The organism is Paludibacter propionicigenes WB4, assembly GCF_000183135.1.
Taxonomy (GTDB): domain Bacteria; phylum Bacteroidota; class Bacteroidia; order Bacteroidales; family Paludibacteraceae; genus Paludibacter; species Paludibacter propionicigenes.
On sequence record NC_014734.1, the window covers coordinates 1 to 22,220 of the forward strand.

At 36.6% G+C, this 22,220-nt stretch carries 24 protein-coding genes and 1 tRNA gene; 18 read left to right on the plus strand and 7 right to left on the minus strand.

Features of this window, described 5'->3' with window-relative positions; translation table 11 throughout:
• The first annotated feature begins 156 nt into the window (after window positions 1–156).
• From dnaA to murB, 4 genes are all read left to right on the plus strand, one after another.
• On the plus strand, window positions 157–1,548 hold the full coding sequence (dnaA, locus tag PALPR_RS00015) for a chromosomal replication initiator protein DnaA (protein WP_013443532.1): 1,392 nt from the start codon (window positions 157–159) through the stop codon (window positions 1,546–1,548).
• Window positions 1,549–1,705: 157 nt separating this feature from the next.
• Window positions 1,706–2,263 (plus strand): IS1096 element passenger TnpR family protein, encoded by a 558-nt coding sequence (locus PALPR_RS00020; RefSeq protein ID WP_013443533.1) that lies wholly within the window; start codon window positions 1,706–1,708, stop codon window positions 2,261–2,263.
• A gap of 95 nt (window positions 2,264–2,358) precedes the next feature.
• Complete coding sequence (miaA, locus tag PALPR_RS00025) at window positions 2,359–3,306, plus strand: tRNA (adenosine(37)-N6)-dimethylallyltransferase MiaA (protein ID WP_013443534.1); 948 nt, start codon at window positions 2,359–2,361, stop codon at window positions 3,304–3,306.
• Window positions 3,307–4,317, plus strand: coding sequence for a UDP-N-acetylmuramate dehydrogenase (gene murB, locus PALPR_RS00030; protein WP_013443535.1), 1,011 nt, complete (start codon window positions 3,307–3,309; stop codon window positions 4,315–4,317). It abuts the gene before it with no gap.
• A gap of 141 nt (window positions 4,318–4,458) precedes the next feature.
• Here the strand turns inward: murB and mltG are convergent, their stop codons facing one another.
• A complete protein-coding gene (mltG, locus tag PALPR_RS00035; RefSeq protein WP_013443536.1) occupies window positions 4,459–5,475 on the minus strand; it encodes an endolytic transglycosylase MltG in 1,017 nt (338 codons plus the stop codon).
• A 268-nt stretch (window positions 5,476–5,743) separates the two neighbouring features.
• Here mltG and PALPR_RS00040 point away from each other — a divergent pair.
• The 7 genes from PALPR_RS00040 (at window position 5,744) to PALPR_RS00070 (ending at window position 12,864) form a co-directional block, all read left to right on the plus strand.
• Window positions 5,744–5,833: transfer RNA gene (locus tag PALPR_RS00040), tRNA-Ser, on the plus strand.
• 219 nt (window positions 5,834–6,052) lie between these two features.
• Window positions 6,053–6,970, plus strand: a complete 918-nt coding sequence (locus PALPR_RS15210; RefSeq protein ID WP_013443537.1) for a helix-turn-helix domain-containing protein — start codon at window positions 6,053–6,055, stop codon at window positions 6,968–6,970.
• Window positions 6,971–7,085: 115 nt separating this feature from the next.
• On the plus strand, window positions 7,086–8,729 hold the full coding sequence (locus PALPR_RS00050) for an ATP-binding protein (RefSeq protein ID WP_013443538.1): 1,644 nt from the start codon (window positions 7,086–7,088) through the stop codon (window positions 8,727–8,729).
• 6 nt (window positions 8,730–8,735) lie between these two features.
• Window positions 8,736–9,740, plus strand: coding sequence for a hypothetical protein (locus tag PALPR_RS00055; protein WP_013443539.1), 1,005 nt, complete (start codon window positions 8,736–8,738; stop codon window positions 9,738–9,740).
• Complete coding sequence (locus PALPR_RS00060; RefSeq protein WP_013443540.1) at window positions 9,721–10,833, plus strand: radical SAM protein; 1,113 nt, start codon at window positions 9,721–9,723, stop codon at window positions 10,831–10,833. Before PALPR_RS00055 ends, PALPR_RS00060 begins: the two co-directional genes overlap by 20 nt.
• Window positions 10,834–11,346: 513 nt before the next feature.
• The gene (locus PALPR_RS00065; RefSeq protein WP_013443541.1) at window positions 11,347–11,982 is read left to right on the plus strand and encodes a hypothetical protein; all 636 of its coding nucleotides are present in this window, start codon (window positions 11,347–11,349) and stop codon (window positions 11,980–11,982) included.
• 498 nt (window positions 11,983–12,480) lie between these two features.
• Window positions 12,481–12,864, plus strand: a complete 384-nt coding sequence (locus tag PALPR_RS00070) for a hypothetical protein (RefSeq protein ID WP_013443542.1) — start codon at window positions 12,481–12,483, stop codon at window positions 12,862–12,864.
• A gap of 582 nt (window positions 12,865–13,446) precedes the next feature.
• Here PALPR_RS00070 and PALPR_RS15860 read toward each other — a convergent pair.
• Window positions 13,447–13,770, minus strand: a complete 324-nt coding sequence (locus PALPR_RS15860) for a hypothetical protein (protein ID WP_171805011.1) — start codon at window positions 13,768–13,770, stop codon at window positions 13,447–13,449.
• Window positions 13,771–14,025: 255 nt separating this feature from the next.
• Here PALPR_RS15860 and PALPR_RS00080 point away from each other — a divergent pair, with 255 nt between their 5' ends.
• The gene (locus tag PALPR_RS00080) at window positions 14,026–14,649 is read left to right on the plus strand and encodes a hypothetical protein (protein WP_013443543.1); all 624 of its coding nucleotides are present in this window, start codon (window positions 14,026–14,028) and stop codon (window positions 14,647–14,649) included.
• Between the two features lie 346 nt (window positions 14,650–14,995).
• Here PALPR_RS00080 and PALPR_RS00085 read toward each other — a convergent pair whose 3' ends face one another.
• A complete protein-coding gene (locus PALPR_RS00085; RefSeq protein WP_013443544.1) occupies window positions 14,996–15,964 on the minus strand; it encodes a helix-turn-helix domain-containing protein in 969 nt (322 codons plus the stop codon).
• A complete protein-coding gene (locus PALPR_RS00090) occupies window positions 15,945–16,601 on the minus strand; it encodes a GNAT family N-acetyltransferase (RefSeq protein ID WP_013443545.1) in 657 nt (218 codons plus the stop codon). The genes PALPR_RS00085 and PALPR_RS00090 overlap by 20 nt, the downstream gene beginning before the upstream one ends.
• 172 nt (window positions 16,602–16,773) lie before the next feature.
• On the opposite strand from PALPR_RS00090, the gene PALPR_RS00095 reads away from it, so the two are divergent.
• The 6 genes from PALPR_RS00095 (at window position 16,774) to PALPR_RS00120 (ending at window position 20,555) form a co-directional block, all read left to right on the plus strand.
• Window positions 16,774–17,325, plus strand: coding sequence for a flavin reductase (locus PALPR_RS00095; protein WP_148226407.1), 552 nt, complete (start codon window positions 16,774–16,776; stop codon window positions 17,323–17,325).
• A 170-nt stretch (window positions 17,326–17,495) separates the two neighbouring features.
• A complete protein-coding gene (locus PALPR_RS00100; RefSeq protein WP_013443548.1) occupies window positions 17,496–18,065 on the plus strand; it encodes an RNA polymerase sigma factor in 570 nt (189 codons plus the stop codon).
• Between the two features lie 21 nt (window positions 18,066–18,086).
• Window positions 18,087–18,458, plus strand: a complete 372-nt coding sequence (locus PALPR_RS00105) for a hypothetical protein (protein WP_083807212.1) — start codon at window positions 18,087–18,089, stop codon at window positions 18,456–18,458.
• 7 nt (window positions 18,459–18,465) lie between these two features.
• Window positions 18,466–18,753, plus strand: coding sequence for a 4Fe-4S dicluster domain-containing protein (locus tag PALPR_RS00110; protein WP_049776916.1), 288 nt, complete (start codon window positions 18,466–18,468; stop codon window positions 18,751–18,753).
• 33 nt (window positions 18,754–18,786) lie between these two features.
• Window positions 18,787–19,731, plus strand: coding sequence for an ABC transporter ATP-binding protein (locus tag PALPR_RS00115; RefSeq protein ID WP_013443551.1), 945 nt, complete (start codon window positions 18,787–18,789; stop codon window positions 19,729–19,731).
• A complete protein-coding gene (locus PALPR_RS00120; RefSeq protein WP_013443552.1) occupies window positions 19,728–20,555 on the plus strand; it encodes an ABC transporter permease in 828 nt (275 codons plus the stop codon). Before PALPR_RS00115 ends, PALPR_RS00120 begins: the two co-directional genes overlap by 4 nt.
• Window positions 20,556–20,827: 272 nt before the next feature.
• Here the strand turns inward: PALPR_RS00120 and trxA are convergent, their stop codons facing one another.
• From trxA to PALPR_RS00135, 3 genes are read right to left on the minus strand one after another with little or no spacing between them, the layout of a single operon-like run.
• Window positions 20,828–21,127, minus strand: coding sequence for a thioredoxin (gene trxA / locus PALPR_RS00125; protein ID WP_013443553.1), 300 nt, complete (start codon window positions 21,125–21,127; stop codon window positions 20,828–20,830).
• Window positions 21,128–21,148: 21 nt separating this feature from the next.
• Complete coding sequence (locus PALPR_RS00130) at window positions 21,149–21,613, minus strand: C-GCAxxG-C-C family protein (protein ID WP_013443554.1); 465 nt, start codon at window positions 21,611–21,613, stop codon at window positions 21,149–21,151.
• 8 nt (window positions 21,614–21,621) lie between these two features.
• Window positions 21,622–22,215, minus strand: a complete 594-nt coding sequence (locus tag PALPR_RS00135) for a hypothetical protein (protein ID WP_013443555.1) — start codon at window positions 22,213–22,215, stop codon at window positions 21,622–21,624.
• Between the last annotated feature and the right edge of the window lie 5 nt (window positions 22,216–22,220).

Here is a 22,220-nt window from a genome sequence, read left to right on the forward strand (position 1 = left end):
AAAAAAACGAAAGAAAAATGATTTTTTTTTCTCGAAAAAGTTTTAGATTTTTGTAGAACTGAAAATCGCGAAATAAAATAAAGCTATTTTGTTCGTATCTATTTGTTTGTTGTATTTTTTGAAGTAAATAATTTTTTTTTTTGAACTAAAACCAAAATGTTGAATAATCACGATCAGTTATGGAATCGCTGTCTAAGCGTTATTAAAGACAATATCAGCGAAGCGTCTTACAATACATGGTTTGCTCCCATCGTTGCTTTAAAGTACGAAAATAGCATATTTGTATTGCAGGTGCCAAGTCAATTCTTCGTTGAATACATCGAGGAGAAATATATTGATCTTTTGCGCATGACGCTTTATCGTGAAGTGGGAGTAGGAACACGTTTAGAGTACCGTGTCTTAATTGATAAATCAAGTGGAAGAGGAACTCAGATTCCAAGTGCTGCTGAACAAACTAAACAGAAAAGCACAGGAAGCAACTCTTCTTATGTAAATCCATATCACAAACCTCAGTTACCTGAAATAGATCCACAGCTTAATCCGGCTTATAATTTCAATAACCTCATTGAAGGAAATAGCAATAAGCTGGCTCGTACCGCCGGTATAAGTATAGGTAATGAACCTGGAAAGAATATCTTTAACCCTTTGTTCGTTTATGGACAATCCGGTGTTGGAAAAACCCATTTAGCCAATGCTATCGGGGTAATGACCAAACAATTACATCCGGAGAAACGTGTTTTGTATGTTTCAGCCAATACTTTCCAGATTCAATATACAGATGCTGTAAGGAGCAATACTGTGAATGACTTTCTCAATTTCTATCAAACTATCGATGTGTTGATTGTTGATGATATTCAGGAATTTGCTGGAAAAACAGGAACTCAAAATACTTTCTTCCACATATTTAATCACTTACATCAAACAGGCAAACAATTGGTGTTGACATCAGATCGCTCTCCGATTGTTATGGTTGGTTTGGAACAGCGCTTGCTGACCCGTTTCAAGTGGGGATTGTCTGCTGAAATTGAAAAACCGGATTTTGAACTACGCAGATCTATTTTGCAAAGCAAGATTTACCGCGATGGTCTGGAAATTTCGGACGAAGTGGTTGATTTTATAGCAGAGCATGTAGTTGACAATGTTCGTGACTTAGAAGGCGTGTTGGTGTCTCTTCTGGCTCACTCAACGCTGGCCAATATGCCAATTGATGTAGCTTTGGCTGAAAAAGTAATTAGTCGTATTGTAAATATCACCAGAAAAGTAAATACTGTTGAGAAAATACGCGACGTGGTGTGTGAATATTTCTCTTTGTCTATCGATGCTATTTCGACTAAGAGCCGTAAACGCGAAGTTGTTCAGGCTCGTCAGATTGCCATGTATTTATCAAAACAGTTGACTAAAAGTTCCTTGTCTTCTATCGGAAATACCATTGGACAACGCGATCATGCCACCGTATTACATGCCTGCAAAATCGTTAATGATTTGATGGATAGTGATAAAAATTTCCGTTCGAGTGTTCGTGAAATAGAAGAGAAACTAAAACAGTAAAAGGCTTATTACAAGTAGATTATTTGCTTTTGTTTGTACTGAAATTTGGAAGCTGCTATGATAAATAGCAGCTTTTTTTGCGAAATTACTTTCTGTGGTTTCTATGAAAATAGGAAATAATATTGTATTTTTACAACCGAAATTAAAACAAACAAACATGGTATATAAATTCACAATTCTATCTGATGAGGTAGATAATTTTGTGCGCATAATCACTATCGATTCGGAAGCGACATTCTTCGATTTGCATAATGCAATTCTCGATTCTGTGAATTATGAGAAAAATCAGATGACGTCATTCTTCTTGTGTTCTGATAATTGGGAAAAAGGACAGGAAGTGACTTTGGTTGAAATGGAATCGAGTTCGGAATACGATAATCTGGTGATGGAAGACACAAAACTGGAAGAGTTAATCGTAGACGAAAATCAAAAACTTCTTTATGTCTTTGATATGATGTCTGATCGGGTATTCTTTATGGAAATGACCGATATTATTCCAAGAAAGAATCTTGATAAAGCAGAATGCGTAAGTTCGGAAGGTGATGCTCCTGTACAAATAATGGTAGAAGAAGGAATAACTGTAGCTCCGAAGGCAAGTCTTGACGAGAACTTTTATGGAGATGAAGACTTTGAACTGGACGAATTGGACGAAGAAGGTTATGGCGAAATGAATTTTGACGACAGCAGTTTGTTTTCTGAAGATCCAAAATTCTGATAATAAAAGAAATTTTTAAAAAGACAGAAAATAAGCAGGTATTATTTTCTGTCTTTTTTTGTTGATAAGATGTTTTGTATAATTTTACAGCATAAATGAATAAAAACGACTCTGAAATTCTTAGCCCGGAATTGAACCCTGAAAAACCAACATTGCTTGTTCTTTTAGGGCCTACCGGAGTGGGTAAAACCAAGTTGAGTCTTAGTCTGGCTGAACATTTTGGTTGTCCTATAGTTTCTTCGGACTCCAGGCAGTTTTACCGGGAGTTGAAGATTGGTACGGCTGCGCCAACAGAAGATGAGTTGAACAGAGTTAAGCATTATTTTGTTGGTTCGCATTCCATACATGATGAGTACAATGCCGGACAATATGAGCAGGATGCCATAAAACTGTTGGATGAACTGTTTCAGCAACACAAAGTTGTTTTGCTTGTTGGTGGTTCGATGATGTACATTGATGCGATTTGTAATGGGATGGACGAAATTCCAACCGTCGATGCTGAAACAAGAGCTTATTGGCAAAAGCAGTTCTCAGAATTTGGCTTAGAATTTATACAGTCTGAATTAAAGAAACTTGATCCGCTACATTATGATCAGGTTGATTTGCAAAACCCCAAACGAATTCTTCATGCTTTGGAGATTTGTACTATCACCGGCAAGCCTTATTCTGACTTACGGACAGGCGTCAGAAAACCCCGAAGTTTTAATGTGCTGAAAGTTGGACTGAACCGTCCAAGACCGGATTTGTACGAGCGAATAAATGCCCGGGTTGATATAATGATGCGTGAAGGCTTGCTTCAGGAAGCAGAGCAATTCTATAAGTTTAAAGAACTGAATACCCTAAATACTGTTGGCTACAAAGAGCTATACGAATATATGGATGGAAACTGGACACTGGATTTTGCCGTCAATATGATTAAGCAGGATTCGCGGCGGTATGCAAAGCGCCAACTTACCTGGTTTAATCGTGATAAAGAAATTTTGTGGTATCATCCCGAAGAGCTTGAGGCCAATATAGAATTAATTACAACAAAAATCGGATAAATGAAAATTACCCAGAATATATCCTTGCTCCCGTACAATACTTTTGGAATTGACGTGAAGGCAGATTATTTCGTAGAATACAGTTCAATAGAAGAACTGCAGAAAGTGTTGACGTCTGAAATTGTGACTAATCAACCTTTTTTGCACATTGGTGGTGGTAGTAATTTATTGTTTTTGAAAGATTACAGCGGGGTGATATTGCATTCGGCGATAAAAAGCATTGAGAAAATCAGGGAAGATGACAACCATGTATATGTTGAAGTAGGGTCGGGGGTGATATGGGATGATCTGGTTGCGTATTGTGTAAGTCACGGTTGGGGAGGAGTTGAGAACTTGTCTTTGATTCCGGGTGAGGTAGGAGCAGCTGCTGTACAGAATATCGGAGCCTATGGAGTGGAAATACAGGATGTGATATCCGAAGTCTATGCAGTAGCCAAGGAAACTGCAACTGTACGTGCTTTCACGGCCGAAGAATGTCGTTACGGTTATCGTAGCAGTGTTTTTAAGGGCGACCTGAAAGGTAAATATATTATTACTTCTGTTTTGTTGCGTTTAGATAAAAAGCCCCATTTTAAACTGAATTATCAGCATTTGGAAGAAGAAGTTTTAAAGAATGGCGACGTGAACCTTCAAACAATCCGTCAAACAATTATAGCAGTAAGAGAAAGCAAATTGCCTGATACAAAAGTGTTGGGTAATGCCGGAAGTTTCTTTATGAATCCTGTAATATCAAAAGAGTACTTCATCGCTTTGCAAGAGAAATACCCCAATATTCCTCATTATACAGTTTCAGAAACAGAAGAAAAAGTTCCTGCCGGTTGGCTTATTGACCAATGCGGGTGGAAAGGGAAAAAGATTGGTAGGGCAGGAGTGCATGATAAGCAGGCTTTGGTTCTGGTCAATACGGGTGGAGCAACCGGTGCGGAAATTGTGTATCTGGCTCAGGAGATTCAACAGTCGGTGAAAGAGAAATATGGAATAGAACTGACTCCTGAGGTAAATTATATTTAATCCGGCTATTTTTCTTTTGAACGCAAATTACGCAAATTACCACAAATGTTATCCCTTTTGTAGACAGGCTATATTAGCCATTTATAATTTGTGTTTATTTGCGTAATTTGCGTTCTTTTTTCTTTTGGAACGCCCTCTTTTTTATTTGATTTTCCGGGCGTCTAATTCCTGACGGTATTTTTTTGCATTGACCATATGCTCTGCCCATGTAACCGCAAATTTGTGCTCGCCGTTCAATGTCTCGGAGGCACACATATACATGTAATTATGATGGACGTAATTCAATACGGCATCTATTCCGTTTTCGGTGGCAACCCGGATTGGTCCCGGAGGTAAACCGGCATGCTTATACGTATTATAAGGTGACTCCGCGCGCAAGTGTACAAACAAAATGCGTTTCAATCCGAAATTATTCAAAGCAAATTTTACTGTAGGATCTGCTTGCAGTGGCATTCCGGCTTTCAGTCTGTTGATGTAAAGTCCAGCCACCATTGGTCGATCATGCTTGTTATTTGTTTCTTCTTCTACGATAGATGCCAGGGTTGTAACTTCTGTAGGAGTGAGAGGAATGGCAGCTGCTTTTGCTTTTCGTTCATCGGTCCAAAACTTTTTATATTCTTTATTCATTCTTTCGAACAGTTCCTTTGCATCCAGGTTCCAGAAAACTTCGTAGGTATTGGGAATGAAAATAGAAATAGCCGTATTTGGCCCTAAATTGTAAGAAGAAAGGAACGATGTGTCATTCAAAAGTTTAAGAATGGAGGTGGAGTCGGCCATTAACTCGCTTCCTAGTCGTGCTGCCAGTTGCTCTTTCGTTCGGATGTTATTAAAAGTTAGCTTGACAGGGGTTTGTCTGCCACTTCTCAGAATTCTGATAAGTTGGAAATTGTTCATTCCAGACTTGAGTGCATACCTGCCTGAGTGAATCTTATTCCCGTAACTAAGTAGCTTAGCCACCTGACGGAATGACGACATATTAAGCACGCGTGCATCTTTGTCCAAAATCTTTGTTACATCATTAAAACTACTACTGTCCGGAATGCATAGAAATGCTTTTTCGTTGCTTCGAAGCAGGATGTTAGGTGCAAACAAGATATAAACGAAATAAAGAAAAACTGCTAAAGCAGCATAGATAAGCCATTTGACAGGTTTGCTCAATGTCTTACCCTTTTTTTTGTTTTTTCTTTGTAGTCATGGTTTTCAGAAATCTGTAGATTTATTTTTGTCCTACAAAAATACTGATTTGTTTTGAAATAATTTAAAAAGAAATAATGCGCCTTTTTTTTATTTAGTTTTTTTTGTGTCTAAAATACAGAATGTCAATAAAAAATAATTGTAGGGGTGGAATTATAAATAACTAATAGCATAATTGGTTTTGATAATCGAAAATTCCTTCCTATATTTGCACCCGCTAAAGCGAAGTTTTGGAAGTTTGGGTGAGTGGCTGAAACCACCAGTTTGCTAAACTGACGTACGGGCAACCGTACCACGAGTTCGAATCTCGTAGCTTCCGCCAAAAGAGAAAACCCTATAGAACTTATGTTCTGTAGGGTTTTTTGTTTCGATACATTTAAACCACGAAGCGAATCATTCACCTCAAAATGAATGATTCGCTTCGTTTTTTATTATAATTTATTTCGATATTCAAAATATTTTCTTAATTTTGTGTTGTGAATCTATTAACCGAATATAAAAACCAGTCTTAAAGTTTACGAAGACATAGAGCTAACCCGCTATGCAAACATTAATCCATCACTCCCTTAACCGTCCGTTTCCTTTGTTCCTGAAAAACCGAAAAGGACGGTGTTATTTTATCTGGCTCATAGCATTTTGTATTATATTGGCCAACCTGACAAAACCACTGGGATTTATCAACAGTGACGAATTACATAAATCACTGTTGTTGGACTGCTACCTGTTTCTGTTTTTCTTCCCCTATGCATTGCTTTACATTATTCTTTCGTACTTCTGGCCAGAGTATTACAAGTCGCACACCTGGACTGTACGAAAGGAGCTTTGTGCCCTGAGCATTTACATTCCTACAACAGCCCTGATTACGTATGTATATGCCTGCACTCAGATTCCCGACTTCCAACCCGGATTACTCTCATTCATCCAACTTCAGTATTACAACCTATTGGTAAGTCTGGTTTCCATCCCCGCGTTTGGATATTTTGTGGACAGACAGCTGAACCCCATCACCATCGATCGTCGCCGCAGTAGGAGGGAGTATCGCGAATCGCACCCCAACCTGAGCGAACAACAAACACAAAAGATTCTTCAACGCCTGCACTACGCCATGGAAACCGATAAACTCTACCTCAACACCGAATGCACACTGGAGTACGTGTCCGATCGCCTGAACATTCCGTTGCATCAACTCTCGTATGTTATCAATTCGCAGACAGCGTATAATTTCAACGACTTCCGAAACAAATACCGCGTGGAAGAAGCCTGCCGCATACTCAGTAGCGGACACAACAAAAAACTGAAACTTGAATCGCTACGGTACGACTGTGGCTTTCAAAGCAAAACAACCTTCTACGAAGCCTTTAAAAAGTTTACCGGAAAAACCCCAACTGAATACCTGGAGGGGTTGAAAAAGGAAGAGAACAAGGTTGAAGAAAATGTTTGTGATTTTAGACAGAAATGACACGGATTGTTATCTTACGCTATAATGATAGAACTTTAAGAATTATATAATTTATTTGAAAATCAAACTGTTTATTCATAAGAATTTGTATTTTTGTTTTTTATTTTGTAAACATATGGGAAATATAAAAGCAACGAGATACGATATTGGAGCAGAAGTGCTTTCGATATTAACAAGGGGAATGTATCCAGATCCAAAAGATGCATTAAGAGAGTATGTTCAAAATGGAGTTGATGCAGGTGCAAAAAGCATTCAAATTAGAATAAGAAAAAACACTATTTCGATTGATGATGATGGTATTGGGATGGATCAAACCACCTTGAGAAAAGCTGCTAGAGTTGGTGTTTCAGATAAAAACCCTGGAAAAGATGTTGGTTTTATGGGAATTGGAATTTATAGTTCATTTCATCTTTGTGAAGAACTTACGATTTATAGCAAAAAAGAAAATAATTCAGTTTGCTATTTAGTCATGGACTTTATAGGGATGAGAAATTTATTAGATGACCAGAAACTGAAACGGGCGAATCATGAGATCAATAGTGATGAGCTATTGGATTTGCAGTCTTTATTGGAAAAATTTGTAGTTGTAGGTGAAACGACTGATGATGAGTATCCAAATATCGGAACGAGAATAGAATTGAAAGGACTTAACACTGAATTCATAAACGAGTTTTCTGATTTTAAAATTTTATCAAATTATTTACGTGAGGTTATACCATTAGAGTTTAATAAAATAAACTTTAAGCACGCAAATGTTATTGAAGAAAAAATTACCCAGATATGCTTAAATCATAATGCGAAGTTTGAATTAGTAAAACTATTTTTACAAGTAAATAATGAAAGTGAATGGTTGTTTCGTCCGTACACAGATATTGAATTTAATAATAATTCATCTTACGAACCAGTTTTTGTGGAACTAAAGACAAAAGATCATTTTTTTGGAGTTATTTGGGGATGTTTAAATTCAACAAGAAATAAAATTTCTAATAAAGATTTAAGAGGATTTCTTGTAAAAAAACAAGGATTTGCAATAGGAGATCGACAAAAATTATCTCAATTTTTAAGACCTGTTTATTACGATAGATATATAGGCGAGGTTATTATTGTTGATCCTAAGATTTTACCTAATGCGGCAAGAAATGATTTTGCATATTCAAATTTGCGCACTATTTTATATGATCAGATAAGTAAAGGTTTTGAAAAATTTAATTTAAAAGCACATGAGGTTCAGGAATATACCTTGGGTGATGAACAAATTGATGACGCTACAATTAAATTAAATTCTATCAATGATAAGTTCACTCTTTATTCAAAAGATGCTAATAGATTAATTGATTCAGTTGTAGAAATAAGAGCTGTATATAAATTAATCTCAGATAGACTTGAAAGAGGTTCGATTAGACCAGAAAGAATTAAGGATGCTGAAAAAATTAAATCTGCTGCTAAGGAAATTGAATGTGCGATTGAAGGAACTATCAAGAGTTTGACAGAACAATCTAAAAAGATCACTATTAAGCAGAAACAAGCACCTCAAAATGTTTCAGTAAAATTAGCTTCTATTGGAACATTCCAAGTGAAGAAAATTGAATTCAACAACCTTTTATCTCTTCTTGAATCTTTAGATATATTATTGTCTGAAGATGTTAAATCAATTGTCAGTATAATAGATGAGCGTGTTGTCCAATCATTAGCCGAGAATGAAAAGCAATACTTTGAAATTTTAAATGAGTTGAAAGATGAATTTGAAAAACTAAATTAAAAGTATATGCCTCAATTAAGTCATTTTAGCCCAACCTTAAATAAGGAAATTATTCGTTCAAAGTATAATGCCCCTTTGTTAAATTACCTAACGACCACCTTTAAAAGGAAGCTTGTCTACTTTGGATTACCATCACCTGATGCAGGTGATATTCATGAATGGATTGAATATATTGAATTTGTAATAGCATTTCAGTGTAGAGAATATCCAAAACCATCTGATCCTAATCAAAGTGCTGAAGCTGTTAAAAGGTTGGAATTTAATTTGGTTGATCTACAAAGAAAAGGGAAAATTCTAGATTTCAATTTATATGACGGCTATATTGAGGAAGTTATAATCAATGGGAAAGATAATGATCTTCTTGAATTTAAATTGGATAAATTTATTACACTATATAACTTGGATTTCTGTAATGAAGTGACTTCGCCTCAAAAGATATTTAATACAAAAAAAGGCGAGTTTGAGACAATTTATAAATTGAATATTATTAAAATGATATTGGCTTTACAAAATAAGAATAATTCCCATCCACATAAATTTGTATTATTTCTAACGCTAAATGCTAATTTTTGGAATGTAGAAGCTAAGGATTTTGAAGAAATTATAAAAAAAGATGTTAGATTGGGTGAATTTATCGAGACGGTTTCTAAATTAAATGGTCTTGAAAAAGACATTAGAATGCTTAAAGCCTATGTGTTTAAAACTTTATCGGATACTTTAAGTGTAAATAACTATACTCCTCATTTCTTACCTGTTGTTAGATATAATAACAATCCATTTAATCTAGTTCAATTCACAATTATAGGAACCTATGAGGAAACTTTCGGTCGTAATGCTATAATAAAACAGAATATTCTTGATTTTTTAAATGAAGGTTTTATTAGTCCAAATTTAGAAACTTCTGAAATGACTAACTCAGTAAATCAAGCAATTCCTGAAATTAAATCAGAAACAAACCCAGTGTCATCATTTTGTAAATCAGAAGTATACAATGATTTTTGGCAGAAATAAAAAAATTCTATTAGTAGAACCAGAATTTCCAGTAGTCAATAAGAGTAAAAACCATTCGAATTTTTTGCCTATTGGATTACTGAAATTGGCATCTTACTGTAGATATACTGAAAATGAAGTTCAACTTATTAGAGGAAATAAAGCAGCATCTTTTTATCCAGATCAAATACTAATCACTTCTCTTTTTACTTATTGGTCTTTTTACGTAAAGGAATCTGTCTCCTTTTATAAAAGCCGATATCCAAAATCAGAAGTAATAGTTGGGGGAATATATGCTACATTAATGCCTCAGCATTGTAAAGAATATACAGGCTGTGATGAGGTTTTTATAGGTCAGCACGAAGAAGCTGATAAATTAATGCCTGCATACGATTTGGTTGATGTTGATTATCAGATATTACATGGAATGAGAGGTTGTTCAAGGAAATGTCCATTTTGTGGAATATGGAAAATTGAAGGATTAAATTTTAAAAATGCAGATGAACTAAATAAAGAGATTTGCAATAATAAATTAATCTTTTATGATAATAATATGCTTGTCAACCCTAACATAAGAGATATACTGTCAATGTTAGCTGAAACTACATATAATGGTCGAGTTCTAAAATGTGAATGTCAAAGTGGTTTTGATGGTCGTATTCTTTCAAGAAATCCAGATTTAGCAAGATTGCTAAGAAAAGCAAGATTTACAAATATTAGGCTGGCCTGGGACTTCTCTTATGATCAATATTCTGAAGTCGAGAATTGGATATCAATTATGGAAAACGCAGGTTATAATCGAAGGAATATTTTTATTTTTATGGTTTACAACTGGGATTTCAAATACGACGAATTGGAGAATAAAAGAAGAAAATGTTTTGAATGGGGGGTTCAGATAGCCGATTGTAGATTTAGACCATTAGATCAAACTTTTGACAATTATAATCCTAAGGTTAAATATCAAAATGATAATGATTATTTCATCCACCCTGAATGGTCAGATTCATTGATTAGAAAATTTAGAGCTGATGTTAGAAAACATAATATCTGTATTAGATATAAAATTGAATGGAATAATTATGATAAAAAACAAGAAAGAATTCATTCCTATTAGACATCAGCTCCCACTTGTTTGAAACGAGGGGTAATTAGTCTTAGGTTTTTAAACGGAGGAATGAAATTTTATTTCTCCGTTTGGCTTTTACTCAGAGGGTGACTCGAAGTCACCCCCTGAGTAGTATTGAAGGAGATACTTTATAAACCGTGCCGTTGCGGAGGTTTGCTCTTACTTATCAGATGACTAAAAGTCATCAGATAAGTGTTGAATCTCGCTCTCCATCTTTTGCAATGATGAGTAATTGGTCTTAGGTTTTTAAACGAAGGAATGAAATTCTATATATCCGTTTGGCTTTTACTCACGGGGTGACTTGAAGTCACCCCGTGAGTAAGCAAAGTACAGACACTGGTAGTACGACTTTAAGTCGTGCTACCAATATGGATAAACGGCGCAACTATAACCAGTGGGGGCGACTCAAAGTCGCACCCCCACTAATACTCCCACTAATAACTAATACAAACTAATATACCCACTCAAACTTCCACCAGCGAACCAACTAACTAAAAGCGTATGAATTTTGAACCCGGAAATTTATATCATGTCTACAATCAGGGAAACAATCGGCAAAAGATATTTTTCTCCCGCGAAAATTATCTGTTCTTCCTGAAGAAAATCAAGACGCACATCCTTCCACATGCCGATATCGTGGCTTGGTGCTTAATGCCCAATCATTTTCATTTAATGATTTATGTGAAGGATGCGGAAATTGAAGTAGGTACTGAAATTGGTAGTACGACTTTAAGTCGTGCTACCAATACGAATAGAACTAGAACTGCTAAAATGCAGAATCTCAATAAATCCATCGCGATATTATTAACGTCATACACCCGCGCCATTAATATTCAAGAAAAAAGAAGTGGTTCTTTATTCAAACCACATACCAAAGCCGAATGTCTAACTAAAATCAACGGCATAACTCCGGCGTTTTTTGGTTCGCATATTAATGTTCGTATTCCGGAGAAGGAATATCCGCAGGTTTGCTTTAATTATATACATCAAAATCCGGTGACTGCCAACCTGGTGAAACTGCCCGAGGAGTGGGAATTTTCTTCCTACGCCGATTATTGCGGTATCAGAAACGGAAAATTAATCAACAGAGCGCGAGCTGCTGAGTTTGGGTTGGTTTATTCGTGTCTGCAAGGCTAACTCATGGGTGACTTTCACTCAGGGGGTGACTTGAAGTCACCCCCTGAGTAAGCAAAGTACAGGCATTGGTAGTACGACTTAAAGTCGTGCTACTAATACGGATAAACGTCCGGACGCGAATTTGCTTCCTGAAAACTCTCCGTTAGGGTTAAATTCTATCCAAAAATGAGCTTCCATTCCAAAATATGTTGTAAAACATTGTTTTGAGAGCGTTTTCTTGCTGAATTTGTTTAAGTGTAAAAATTGCACTTAAACGACATTATATCAATATCTTGAAGAGCTATAGAAAGAACCTTCATTGTTAAACTTTCATGTTGATTGAAAGATTTAACCCGAAAGATGCAATTTATATGTTGTAAAACATATATTTTTGCATCGTCAATCAAGGATAAATTGATAAGACAAATCTAATACAAAGAATACCCGGTAAAAAATCACAAGGGAATTCTTTGTTTTTTTATTAATAGGTATTGTGTAATAAATTTAAAAAGTTTGGTTATGAAAAAGATTTTAACGGTTATTTTAGGTGTAGTTGTTAGTGCAACTAGCGCATTTGCTCTTGATACAACAAAGTACGGAGTATTTAGCTCATTAAGTAATGAGAACACATTTTACGGGTTAGTTCGTTATCTGGATGTAGATAGCAGTCAATCTGAAAAATTAGAGGTGGTATTTTCAATGACAGAAGAAAAAATGGAATCTGCTTTGAAAAAGAATGACGAAAAAGCAGCAGAAAAAGCAATGTATTTCAATTTGGGAAATGTAAAAGCTGTATTAAGCGACGCACAGTACAAAAAGTACTTAACGCTTATCAATGTTACTGTCAACAATAATAAGTCTAATGTTGATAGCGATACTGAAACATTTGTTACAGCATTATAATTCAAACCAAAATACTTTGTACTCATATATAATTGAAGGTGTTACAAGATTTGTAACACCTTCTCTTTTTTTTGTCTGATCCCATCCGTTTCTCATTCGCAACGAGAGCTAATTGGTTTGATGTATTTTATACGGAGAAATGAAATTTCATTTCTCCGTTTTTTATTGTTAGAAACAACAAGCCATAAACCCCATGTTACAAATGAGGCGCAGAAGTGTGACTTCGGGTCACTCGCGGAGTAGAGGTATGAGTAGAGCTGGAAATAAGATTCTTCTAACCTAAGTAGCAGAAATTAAATAATGTCGTATAAGTAAACCTAAAAATGGAAAAAGATTAGAACGCGGATAAACGCTGATATAGCGGATCTTATACGGATTTTAATTTCGACTTGTCGAAATGATTTTCAAAGGTTTATATTCTTATCTGTCATGCTTGCATGACTAAAATCAGTTTTATATCCGTTTAATTATCATCCGTTTTTATCCGCTCAATCTGTAAAATCAGCGTTCCATTCTTTTTTTAATACGACAATATATTCTTCCAATTACTTAGTGGGGGCACGACTTAAACTCGCACTCCCACTAAACCTCAACGTATTTTGTCCCTTCCAACCGAGAATTAGACGAGTCTAACCATTTTTTGTAGCCTTCCAACTGAAGATTAGTCGGGGTCTGGCACTTTTTGTTGTCGTCCAAAAATCCTTTGTTGCCGTCCAACATATTTTTCATCCCTTCCAAACGAAAATTAGTCGGGGTCTGGCACTTTTTGTTGCCGTCCAAAAAACTTTTGATGCCGTCTAAAATATTTTTCATCCCTTCCAAACGAAAATTAGACGGGGTCTGACACTTTTTGTTGCCGTCCAAAAATCTTTTGTTGCCGTCTAAAATATTTTTAGACCCTTCCAACTGAAAATTAGACGGGTCCTAACCGTTAAATACCTGCACAAAAAATAGTTTGGAGTCCTATTGAGTTCAGTTTTATAATCCGGGACGCAATCGAACCGAAAAAATTTGGATCGGAAATCCCGACCCCGTAATTTTGGCAGCGTAAAACCCTGAAAACTGAACGAATGAAACGAGCCTTAAAACATCTGTTTAAACCAAAGACACTGTTCATAGCGAGTTCCATACGACTACTAACTAAAAAATAAAAATGAACGTATGAAAACAAACACCGCTGTTTTGCACTTAAAGAGCAAAGACCCTCAGAAAATCTACAACTTGGCCGGTAGAGTAAGTACCAGTTTGGAGGCCGCTCAAACGACTTTTCCTAGACCCGACCCTCAGTTGGAGCTTTTTAAAACGGAAATTTCCAAATTGGACACATCCATAAAAGCGAAAGATGGAAGTAAAATAAAGGCTCAGGCAGTTATTGATCAGGCCGAAGTGGTTTACAGTATGCTGAAATCGCTTACTATTTACGTGAACAAGGTAGCCGATGGTGATGTAAGCATTATTTTACTTTCGGGTTTCGATTGCAATAATGAGCCGGTGCAACATGATATACCGGATAAAGCAGTGATTAAACGATTGGAAGATGGAAGCGTACCATGCAGCGTGAAAATTTACATGGATGCGTTACCCGATGCCGACCGCTACAAAGTGGAAACAACCACCACACCCGATGATCCCGAAAGTTGGGAAACTGAAATTGATTTCGGGAGTTTGAAGAAACTTGAAATAAGAGGCCTGACAGCCGCGCAGAAAATATATATCCGTGTTTCGGGTGGAAATACTCACGGCTGGGGAACGCCCAGTGAACCCATGGCCTTTATTCCGCGATAAACTGCACTATTATAACTATTTCATATCATTATTCAGGGGGTGACTTCGAGTCACCCTCTGAATATAATAGCAAGTCACGAGGTGACTCTGGGCCACTCCCTGAAAACAATAACAATTCAGGAGGTGACTTGAAGTCCCCCCCTGAGTAGCCAAGTCACCCCCCCCCCTGAGTTTTATTATCTCATACGTTTTGTTCAGAATAGCAGGAACCCAATGTTGAAGTTATGTTCCTGTTTTTTTTGTTCCCGGGTAATTGTATTGTCAGATCAGAATAACGACAATTAAAATCTGATAAGTCGTTTAAGCTGCGTGAGAGTTAGAGGGGATTAAAAAGTATACTTTACAGTTAAGATCTGCTATATTGTTTCGGCTTCATTCCTAGGTGTTCTTCAAAAACCCTTGAGAAATGGCTTAGGTTGGTAAATCCCATTCGGTAACCCGCATCGGAAACCGATAGTTTTTCCTCTTTCAGCAAACGGGCGGCTTCCTGTATCCTGAATTCCTGATAATAACTGAAAATGCTGTTGCCGAAAATTTGTTTGAATAATCGTTTTAATTTGGATGGACTCATACAGGCAAGTGCAGCCAATGTATTAATAATCGGGGGAGTCTCCAGATGCATAAGCATTTGTTCCTTTACTTTGTATAAGGCTTGTATATCAAGTGCGTTCAATGCATAAAGCTGTTGCTCGTCCCGTTTTTCCAACTCCATCAACAAACGGCAAATTAGTTCTTCGGCCTTTACCCGTCGGTAAAACAATTCAAAAGCCGGATCAATCGGTTCATTCACTATTTCGTCCACAATTCTTTGTAACGAAGGATAAATCATTTGTTCGAAGAGTAAGGGTTGTGTGTTTTGTAACAAACTTTGTAAAACTGGTGATTTTCCCGATAAGTCAAATAATTCGTTTAAATAGGTTGCATCTATCTCTATATTGACAACTTCGGTGTTTGTATGAATCAAAATAAGATCATCGGTGTTTATTGTGCTGGTCGCAACCAGTACGGAAGGCATTTCCGTTACGTGCCTTTCGGTTATAACGATTTCTTTTTTTGGAAAGCTGTTCTGAAACTTGAAAAATATCATTCTCTTTGAAGCATCGATGTCCTCATTTACTACCACCAAGTCCTCATTAAGTTCATAATTACTGATTATCATTCGGATATGCTCATTAAAAACAAATCCTGTACAGTAACCCTTACCATATTTTTCAGGAATTTCTAATCTTCGGCCTATTATTTCTGTACCCAACAACTGAGCAAGTTTTTTTAGAATACCTGGTACTGTTTGCTGCTTATCGTTGCGGTTTGACATTGAGTTTCATATTATAATTGTAATACCTGTCTCTTTTGAAGTCGATATATCCTTCGTCAAGTAGATTGAAACCTAAACGAGAATAGAATACCACGTTTTCAGGTAGTTGCGTTGTTAATGCCAATAAATTGCAACTGGGATTTGAAGATACAAGCTCCTCGATAGCCTGTTTTATAGCGTAGGAACCTATTCCACTACCTCTATATTCTTTTTGGATTACAACCATCGACAAATAATAAAATTCCGAAGTTTTTATTGAGTTTGATAGAGTTGATTTATTAATATTGTCCAGTCTCATCATTCGAATGAATGATTTTATACCAAATCTTTTAATAAAATCTATTATTCCAATTTTAAAATAAATGAAGGTACCAGTCTTTACTCCTTGTGGTGGAATAAGAGTATATGTTCCAATTATTTTCCCCGTATCTTTTTCCTTAATTACACGTGTTAAGATCTGCTTGTGATTATTGAGAGTAAGACTTGTTTTGAACAACCACCTTAAACCTTCTCTTTGATGATCTTTGTTTGTAAAAATTATTGAATATGCCGGATTTGTTTCAAATGCATCAGTAAGAATATCTGCAATCCCGCCGATTTCTGAGTTTTGCATTTTTTCAATGATAATGTCTTTCATTCCTAAATTGTCTTTTAATTCATTATATCCTTATCAAAAATCATTTAAACTATTCACACTCGTAAAAAGTCTTTTATGACTATTTTGATGGCAAATATAGTTATTTTATCGTTGAAATACCAACTAATTTTGCAGTATCAATTAGATAATATATCAAGCAAACCATTCGAGAATGAAAACAATAAAACCAATGAATTTTGATCAGTTATTTAAACAAATAACTCCTGAAGAAATACCCAACAATGTATTTACCTTGGTAGGAAAAGACTTTTATACTATTACAGCAGGCAAGGAAGACCATTTTAATTCCATGGTAGGCAGTGGAGGCGGTTTGGGAATGCTTTTCAAGAAACCAACCACTTGGTGTCTTATGCGGGCTGACCGTTATACACTTGAACTGATATTAAAAGAACAAACTTATACGATGTCTTACTTCCCCGAAGAATACAGAACACAAATGCTCTTCCTTGGAAGTAAGTCCGGCAGAGACAGTGAGAAAATGAAAGAAGTTGAATTAACAGGTGTTCAAACTCCTTCGGGAAATATGTCTTTCGTAGAAGCCCGACTAATCCTGGAATGTAGATTGATTCAAATAACGACTCCCGATATCGATGATTTTTACTCACAAGAAGCGAAAGACTATATAAGCGAGGCGTACAAAGATGCAAGTGATTATCGTCATTATGTGTTCGGAGAAATTACGCATGTTTGGGTAAAGAAATAAGAGTAAACCATAAACCTATAGAAAACGAAGAGAGTGATTAGTCATTCTCTTCGTCATCCTACCTATCGACTTTCGCTTAGCAGAAGGCTTTGACAATATTCAACTAAAAAAATGAACGGAGAAAATATGTTTATAGAGTAATAATTTTCTTCAGTCGTCTTCATGAGTATATGGAACAAGTTAATCCTGCCGACGGCAACACACATCAATCTATTTTGTCTGCCATTCATGATTATGGTAAACGTCTGCATCAATTTATACGGAGTCGTGTAAGCACGGATGAAGATGCTGAGGATATTTTGCAGGATGTTTGGTACCAGTTAAGCACTATCATCGACACCGAACCCATCGACCAAATGAGCGGATGGCTGTACCGCGTAAGTAAAAACAAAATAATCGACCGAAAGAAAAAACATAAAACCTTGTCGCTGGAAGATTTTGCTTACGAAGATGATGATGGACAGATGGTATTTCCGGACGTAATTCAGACCGATGTGCAGGAAGCAGAAACTACAATGGATACGGCTTTACTCCGGGAACTCTTTTTTAAGGCGCTGAATGAATTACCCGAAAAACAACGTCAGGTATTTGTATTGAATGAAATGGAGGAGATGACCCTTCAGCAAATTGCCGATCAAACGGGTGAGAGTATCAAAACAATTATTTCGAGAAAAAGATATGCAGTCACCCGATTGAGAGAGCAACTGCAAGATATATATGATGAATTACTAACTAAATAAGCAACGAAAATGAGAACAGAAATGAATTTTGAACATAAACAGAGAACTGGCTTTAGGGGTAAAAGAGCCTTTTTCATCCCGATAATTGTGATAGGGTTCTTTATTTGCAGTGGAGCAGTAATGTTTCTGTGGAATGCTGTCCTTCCGGTGGTTATTACCGGTGTACATGCCGTAACATACTGGCAGGCTATGGGTATATTGGTGTTATCCAAAATTCTTTTTGGCGGATTAAAAGGATTGCATAATCGTGGTCACGAACATCACCGCCGCCATATGGAAAGAGATTTAAGGGAAAAATGGATGCAAATGGATCCTCAGGAAAGAGAAAAAATGAGAAGTGAATTGAAAAATGAATGGAAACAACGTTTTGGACACACCGTTAAACCTGAATAGTATTAATATGCAAAGTCTTAAGCCAAAACTCAACCGAATAGCTTTAGCCGGGGAAATTCGCATCAATACATCGTCTTGCGATGGTTGCGGTAAGTGTGTGGATATTTGTCCGAATAAAGTTATTTCATTGCGGGATTTATCCGATGCTGAAATTGCCGGATTACCTTTTAAGGGAAGAGTAAAAGTCTTTTTCAAAGGGAGAAGGAAAGCGTATGTGCAAAATATCAATGCATGTATATCGTGCAAATTGTGCGAGAAAAATTGTCATGAATCTGCTATTCAGGCTGGAGATTAGATAGAAAACAAAAGGTATTTATTATTTTGATTAATGTATAAAAAAGAAAGGAATTATGAAGTGAAAACAAACAGCATTGAAGTGAGGAACTTCAGCAAAAAATTCGGAGATTTTACCGCCGTGGACAATATCTCGTTCGATGTGGAACAGGGAACTATTTTTGCCTTCCTAGGTCCCAACGGAGCAGGTAAAAGCACAACCATCAACACCCTTTGCACTATACAAGAAAAGACGGAAGGGATGTTGAAAATCAACGGAAATGATGTTTCCAAACAAAAAGACCTGGTAAGAAACGATATTGGAATTGTTTTTCAGGACTCAACCATGGACGGTAAACTCACGGTGGAAGAAAACCTGAAATTGCATTGCGATTTTTACAAAGTTCCCAAATCGGAGGTAAAAGAGCGAATTGACTTTGTGCTCGACCTTGTAGATATAAAAAGCAGAAAAAAATCACCGGTCGACAGTCTTTCAGGCGGTATGAAAAGAAGAGCCGAAATTGCCCGCGGACTGGTGCATTTTCCAAAGGTGCTTTTTCTGGACGAACCCACCACCGGATTGGATCCGCAAACACGGGCAAGTGTATGGGATTATATCCACAAGCTACAGAAACAAAAGAACATTACCATTTTTCTGACCACCCACTACATGGATGAAGCGGAAATATGCAATCAGGTAGCCATTATCGATGGAGGGAAAATTGTAGCACACGACACGCCTGCCAACCTGAAGAAAAAATATACCAGCACTACCATGAAACTGAAAACGAATGATGCCGACAGCCTGAAAACATATATGACGGAACGTTCCATTAAACACAGTGTGGACAAAGATTTGGTGACTATTTATGCTACCAGCACTGCGGATGTATTGGACATTACCAACACTTTCAGAGAATCAATTGAAGATATAGAAATTAATAAAGGCACCCTGAACGATGTGTTTATTGCCATAACCGGAAAGGAGATAAGAGAATGATACGACCCATTAAAGCAATATTATTGAGAAACCTGCTGAAACTGCAAAGAGACAAGATGAAGTTGTTTATGAATCTGTTTATGTCGGGGTTATTTCTGTTTATCTTTTCATTTATAATGAAATCGGCTGCTCCGGGCATGGATCATCCAATGAATTATCTGATTTCAGGCATTATCATCATGACTGTATTTCAATCGGCCCTGAGCAATTCGATGAACATACTGGAAGACATTACCTCGGGTGTGATGAAGGAAATTCTGGTTGCACCCATTACCCGTTGGCAAATTGCTATCGGACACGTACTTTCCGCCACGGTGGTGTCCGTCATACAAGGTTTGATCATTGTTATTATCGGCATGTTTATGGGGCTTACGCTAAGCTTTTGGTCCGCAATAGCTATGGTTGGACTTATGTTATTAGTTGGGTTGACATTCAGTACACTGGGACTTTACCTGGCTACATTATCGAAAGAATCGAGTAATTTTCAACTACTAATCGCCATTGTTTCGTTTCCGTTGACTTTTCTTTCGGGGGCTTATATCCCTACCATGGCATTACCAAAGATATTATTGCCTTTGGTATACCTGAACCCCTTGACCTATACAACGGCCGCTTTCCGGTTTATCACATTACACTTGGAAGGAACACCGGTGTCAGGATTACTTAAAGCAGGAGTGGCTTTTGATGTCAATGGATTTATTATTACACCGTTATTGAGTTTCTTGTTTATCGGGGTGCTGTGTGCCGTGTTTTTTGTATTGTGTGTGAATCGCTTCAATTCAGCCGATTTCTCTAGGGTAAAGATTTTCAAACATGCTCATTAAGAGAAGTACAGATTCTTCACTCCGTTCAGAATGACAGATTGTTAGTGTCTTTATAGAGTTTGGGGTAGTTTGGAGGCGAAACCTCCAAACTACCCCAAACCGCAAATATAACTGTTGATTATTATTCTGAACGAAGTGAGAATTAAAAACCGGTGTTTGACAAATCTCAAGTCTACTCATTTCCAAAAAGTCTATCGGTCAGCTACGAAAGAGAAAAAGAACCAGATTTCAGATTAATACCTGAGCTTAGATGAGCAGTTGCTGGCTTTAGGCTATTGAATGTTGTGTAAAATGTTCGTTAGCTGAGCTTTGGTATGCACTCCGGCTTGTTTGTATTTTATTTCTCCGTTTTTGAAAATCATTAAGGTGGGTACACTTTGTATCTGGTATCTGCCTGCGATAGCCTGATTTTTATCCACATCTATTTTTATTACCCTCACACGTTCACCAAGCTCTTCAGCTACCTGTTTTAAAATGGGTGATTGTGTTTTACACGGTCCACACCACACGGCATGAAAATCGACTATTACCGGGCGATTTTCATTGATTATTGAATCAAAGTTTCCTGTCATATTATTGGCAATTAAAGATTATTACTGCATTATCTCCCGTCCAACAATCCCGGCAGCCACTGCCACACAGCGCGTACAAGGGCGTAAGTTATAATATGCCTCGTTTCGCTCAGTCGATTCAGGCTGTTGCGGTTCGCGCTTTGTTTTTAGCAAGTCGGCACAAATATAAGATCCCATGACTGATTTGAACTCGGCAGCAGTGCGTTGCACAGCTTTATAGTTTGCATCTTTGGCCACTTTATCAGTAGGTTGTGTAAACGGATAATGCAATCCCAAGACAAAAAACATACCACTCACTGCACCGCATACTTCGCGCAACCGACCCATGCCTCCGCCAAACGAAGTAGCCAATTTGGCAGCTGTTTCGCTGTCAATTTGGTATTTATCGGCATACGCCATAAAAACAGCTTGCGAACAGTTATAGCCTTGCTCAAAAAAAGTGATAGCTGCTGAAACGCGGCTTTCTATTTCAGTTTCTTTTATCATAAGTAGATTTATTTCTTTTCCAACTCCTCAATTTCGAATATCTCTTTATTGAGTTTCCGAAATTGCTCAGCAATTGAGTATTTAAAAGTATAATAAATTGAAGTAATATAAACAAGTATAATTAACACAAACATAACAATCGATTCGGTATTAAATATAGGTTTTTGTATAAGCATAAAGAAAATTCCTATAATGGCGAAAGGCATGATTAAGTAGCGTATTTTCGTTGTTTTGATTTTATATTTTTCAAGTTCCGCAATTTGTTTTTTTATCGACAAAATAGCTCCTGAAAAATCAATCTTTCGAACCAATAAGAAATATCTGATATTCCAGATGTAATTGATTATAAATAAGGTTAGAAACAAACTTAATCCAATATAAAAACCGGAAGTCAAACTAAATTTCATATCCATAACTTTTATCAGTAAAATAAGAATTATTGGCGAAAGCACATTAAATCCGGCTTTAATCTTAATCCAGTTGAGACGTTTCTCTGGTTTAGACAACAACATTCGTTTTAGAATTTCTTTATTCAACTGCGTATTATCGGTGATTTTTCGGTCATATTGCAACCAAATATTTTGTAGTTCATCAAGTTCCATAATAA